The organism is Thioalkalivibrio sp. ALJ16, from assembly GCF_000377345.1.
GTDB lineage: Bacteria > Pseudomonadota > Gammaproteobacteria > Ectothiorhodospirales > Ectothiorhodospiraceae > Thioalkalivibrio.
Genome location: NZ_KB898068.1, coordinates 1 through 4,622, shown reverse-complemented (window position 1 = coordinate 4,622; position 4,622 = coordinate 1). Strand labels below are relative to the sequence as shown.

At 60.5% G+C, this 4,622-nt stretch carries 3 protein-coding genes and 1 pseudogene; 1 reads left to right on the top strand and 3 read right to left on the bottom strand.

Going from position 1 to position 4,622, the window contains the following annotated elements; genetic code table 11:
* On the bottom strand, positions 1-288 hold a 288-nt coding region (locus D000_RS0113260; protein WP_026280013.1), incomplete at its 3' end, for a uroporphyrinogen-III synthase.
* Positions 285-1,061: pseudogene (gene cobA, locus D000_RS0113255) on the bottom strand (uroporphyrinogen-III C-methyltransferase); the annotation flags it as partial. The gene D000_RS0113260 and the pseudogene cobA, both read right to left, overlap by 4 nt.
* A gap of 636 nt (positions 1,062-1,697) precedes the next feature.
* Here cobA and D000_RS0113250 point away from each other — a divergent pair.
* On the top strand, positions 1,698-4,145 hold the full coding sequence (locus D000_RS0113250; RefSeq protein ID WP_018141846.1) for an EAL domain-containing protein: 2,448 nt from the start codon (positions 1,698-1,700) through the stop codon (positions 4,143-4,145).
* A 177-nt stretch (positions 4,146-4,322) separates the two neighbouring features.
* On the opposite strand, the gene D000_RS0113245 is transcribed toward D000_RS0113250, so the two are convergent.
* On the bottom strand, positions 4,323-4,622 hold a 300-nt coding region (locus D000_RS0113245; RefSeq protein ID WP_018874002.1), incomplete at its 5' end, for a uroporphyrinogen-III synthase.

The window sequence follows — 4,622 nt, the reverse complement described above, 5'->3', positions numbered from 1 at the left end:
GTCCTCGCGTCCGGCGCACTGCGCAAAGCCGGTCAGGCGGGTGAAGCCCTCGCCGGTCAGAAAAATCAGGCGGTCGAACGGCGCCTCGATCGCCCGGTGCAGCCAGGTCTCGATCGCCGTGCGGTCGGGGCTGTCGTGGATCGCGATCAGTGGACAGCGCCAGACCTCCGCCCCGCGCCGCTCCAGCAGGCCGGCGAAGACCTCCAGCGCCCGGCTCTCCGGCAAGGCCACCCGGCGACCCGCGAGGGCGCCGGCCGCCGCCTCCGTCAGGACGGATGCGGACGTCACGCCGCGCTCGCCGCCGCGGCCCGCGACCCTGCCCCCGACATCGGCATCGGCTGCGGGAACACTGTGGTGGCCCCGGCATCCGGCTGGAACCAGGACAGGAGTGTGTGGCAGGCCGCCACCTCGCCGATCACGATCAGGCTGGGCGAACCCACCTGCTCGCGCTCGGCACGCGCGGCCAGCGTATCCAGCGTGCCGCTGACCACGCGCTGGCGGGCGGTGGTGCCGTTCTCGATGATCGCCGCCGGGGTCTGCCCGGCGCGGCCGGCACCCTTCAGCCCCCGGCAGATCTCGCCCACCCCCTTGCGGCCCATGTAGAACACCAGGGTCTCGCGGGTACTGGTCAGCTGCGACCAGTCCACATCCAGCCGCCCTTCGCGGGTATGGCCGGTGATGAACCGCACCGACTGGGCATGGTCGCGGTGGGTCAGCGGTATGCCCGCATAGGCGGCACAGCCGCTGGCCGCGGTGATGCCGGGGACGACCTGGTAGGCCACGCCGTCGCGCGCCAGCACGTCCAGCTCCTCGCCGCCCCGGCCGAACACGAACGGGTCGCCGCCCTTCAGCCGTGCCACGCGCTTGCCCTCGCGCGCCAGTCGGGAGAGCAGCGCGCTGATCTCCTCCTGCGGCACACAGTGGCGATCGCGCTCCTTGCCGACATAGAAGCGCTCGGCCTCGCGCCGCGCCAGGTTCACCACCTCCGAGGAGACCAGGCGGTCATAAACCACCACATCCGCCTGCAGCAGCAGGCGCAACGCGCGGAAGGTCAGCAGGTCAGCCAGCGACCGCAGAGCCCATTCTCGGACTTGGACCTGGACCACGATGCGCTTCCTGCTCCGGTATCCGCGTGGTATGCGGCCGCTTAGGGCGCTGGGCCCGGACTTCCACGTCCCGGCCATAGCGCCACTCGCGCACGGTCATGCGCGTAATGCCGTAGCCCCGGGCCAGCTCGGGATCGATCACGCTGGGCGGCACTTCCCGCAGCGCTCGTCGGATCTGGGGTGCAGTGCACGCGTCCGAATGGATCGTACTCGCCATACTCTCGATCCTGCGTGGGCCCGCCCTACACCATACTCAGCCACTCCCGGCAACGAAACGGGAGTACCTTCTTGTGCAGTATAGAATCATCCTTTACCCAACAATTACCAGACATCTATCCTCCCAAGGATCAGAGCCTCCGGAACCGTCGGTCCGGTTCAGGTCAGAGCCTCAGGAAAAGGCGGTACGATTCAGGTAGTGTGTCCTTATGGCCGTAAAACGCGCCTGTGACCGCCCCAAACGGTTACAGAGGGCCCCAAGAGACCCTTGATGGCCCAACCGCCCCCCAAATAACGCACTGGGGGGCATTGAGGCGGATGCAGAGCCATTGATCAGTGTTTGCCTGATCTCAGAGAAGGGGCTGGGTTTAGCGCATGGAAAAGCCAGAGAACCAAAAAAAGATGGACAGCCTCACTGCCCATTACAAAAAAAACCTGCTGGGTTACAAAACACAGCTTCAGGAGGCGTGGGCAGAAACACAGAACATCCCAGAGTCGCTGCACCTCATCAGAAATATTGCCCACCGTCTCAGTGGCTCGGGCGCAGCTTTTGGTTTTGCCGAGCTATCACAAAGGGCGAGCGAGCTAGAATGGGCCTGCGAGCAAGCCATAAAAAGCGCTCCGCCTGAATATAACGCGACCATATTCGAACGACTGCAAGATCTTCTAAGCTGCATTGAACGCAGCACAGGCATGGATGAGGATGTCGACGAAACCGACGAGCCTGCCAGCATCAATTCACTCGCTCCCTCCGCGGAAAGCATCAACCTCCTGTTGGTAGATGATGACCCGGACTTCTCGGCACAAGTCAGCCAAGTTCTGAATGAGCGTGGCTATCAGGTGCATTGCCTGGAAGATATCACAGGCCTTGAGCAGGCCATTGCGCGGCATCAACCGCTAGCACTGATCGTGGACATGGATTTTTACGGCGACCAATTTGCCGGGTCAGCCCATGTATTTTCCTGGCGCCGAACTGACGGCACACCCTTGCCGGTCTTCTTTGTATCCGCGTTCGACTCCTTCGAACTGCGCCTCGCGGCAGCACGGGCTGGCGGCAACCATTTCCTAAGCAAGCCACTGGACATACCCAATCTGATATCCCTGCTCCATTCTGAGCTTGATCTGGCACCCAGTGAACCATACCGCATCATGCTGGTAGATGATGACGATGATCTACTCAATCTGTACGGTTCGCTCCTTTCCCAGGCGGGCTACAACGTCTCCACCGCCACCAGTGCGAAACAGGCGTTGTCGATGCTTGAATACAAGCAGCCAGAACTGATCATCATCGACGTCTACATGCCGGACTGCAGTGGTCTCGATCTCGGCAAAATTATTCGCCAGCACGAGGATCACGCAACCATTCCGCTGCTGTTTATGTCTGCCGCAGCCGACACCGATGTGCAATTGGCCTGTGCCCGGCTGGCGAACGATGAGTTCGTCTCCAAGCCCATTGAGCCCTGGAGGTTGCTAATGGTGGTCAAATCCAGAGTCTCGAGAGGCCGACTGCTTCGCGCCCAGGGAGGTGCTTTGACAGCCTCTGAGGCCGCAACTCATCACGATCCCCTGACTAGCTTACCTACTTTGTCAAGATTCCGGATTGCCGCCGAAAAAGCCCTGCAACATACCACTCAGGATCGCTTTTCTGCCGTCATGAAACTCGACGTCAGAGACTTTCACACCATCAACAACGTGCATGGGAATTTCTTTGGCGATCGGGTCCTGCAACAGCTGGCCTGGGAACTATCCCGGTGTCTGAATAGCACGGATGTGCTGAGCCGGGAAAATGGCGATGAATTTTTAGTTCTCAGCCACGGACACGACAGCCGGGACTCTGTCAGCCGTTTCGCCAAGCAGATGATCCAGACACTGGAAACCATCAAGGTAGACGCCGATCGAAGCATCATTGCAGTTTCCGTGGATATGGGCATTGCCATCGCCTCAACGAACATTAAAAGCGCTGCCCAGCTGCTTGATCATGCTGACACGGCCCTGTTTCGGGCCAAGAAATCCGCTGGCGCAAGTGTTTGTTTTTTTGATGAGTCCATGCTTGATGACGAAAAACGTCGATTCAATCGGGCGCAGTGTATCAGGCAGGCGTTGAGTGACGGACAATTCACTCCGGCCTATCAGCCCATACTGAGCATCGATGACACAACCGTTGTCGGTTTTGAAGCCCTTGCCCGCTGGCAGCATCCGGACGAGGGTGTACTTGGGCCGGGCGCATTCATCTCTCTTATGGAAGAACAGGACCTAATAAAGGAGCTGACCCACCAAATGCTCGCACAAGCTCTGGCACAACTGGCTTGCTGGCAGAGTCGTCAACCTGGGCTGTATATGTCAGTGAACCTGTCCGCCATAGACATCCAGCAGCCGACATTTCTAGCGCACCTTGAGGCGTTGCTCGCAGAGCATAAATTGCCTCCCGAGTCAGTGGTAATCGAAATCACCGAGTCACTGCTTCTGTCTGACTGGGAGCAAGCCAGCGTGGTCATTAAGGCACTTAGAAATCTCGGCGTTTGCCTGGCTCTGGATGATTTTGGCACCGGCTACAGTTCGCTCAGTTACCTACACCGCATACAGGCGGGAAAACTCAAGATCGATCGCAGTTTCCTGCAGCATTGGTCACACACCGGGGATTCGCGCCTCTTGCAGGCCATGGTTCAACTAGGCCACACAATGAACATGACAGTGATTGCCGAAGGCATCGAAGAGCGTGAGGAACTCGACCTTCTGCATCAGCTTCAATGCGACCAGTACCAGGGCTTCATCACTGCCAAGCCACTAGTTGCGAAGGAAATTGAGGGGCAACACTGGGTCTGATCGCGGCCTATTGCCTGGGGGACCTGGCGCCGGTCGAATACCGGCAGCTACACCAGCCCGAAACCTCCAGGTATGCGTGGACCTAATCCGGGGAAGTCGACAAGTTTCGCCGGGAGCGTGCAGGTCACGTCCGGGTGCGAAACGATAAGATAGAGCAGAATTTGCGGCCAGACTTCCTTACGCGGTACCCCGCAGATGCCGGGTGAGCGCCGAGACCAGCGGCTTCATGAAGTAGCGGCCCTCGGGGACCACCGCGGGGGAAATACCGTGGGTGCACAGCTCCTCGGCCACCACCGGGCCGATCGCGGCGACGACGGTTCGCTCCAGCGCTGCCCGCAACATGTCGTGACGATCATCGGCCCGGGCGACCGCCAGCAGTCGCCGCACCTGGGCCTGGCTGGTGAAGGCGATCGCATCCACCTCCCCCGCGATCAGGGCCTCGATCAGCCCGGTCACGCGCCCGGTCTCGGCGGCGTC

What these genes read in the sequence shown, in the direction of transcription:
- D000_RS0113250 (WP_018141846.1), top strand. Translation starts at nt 1,698, where the DNA reads ATGGAAAAGCCAGAGAACCAAAAAAAGATGGACAGCCTCACTGCCCAT.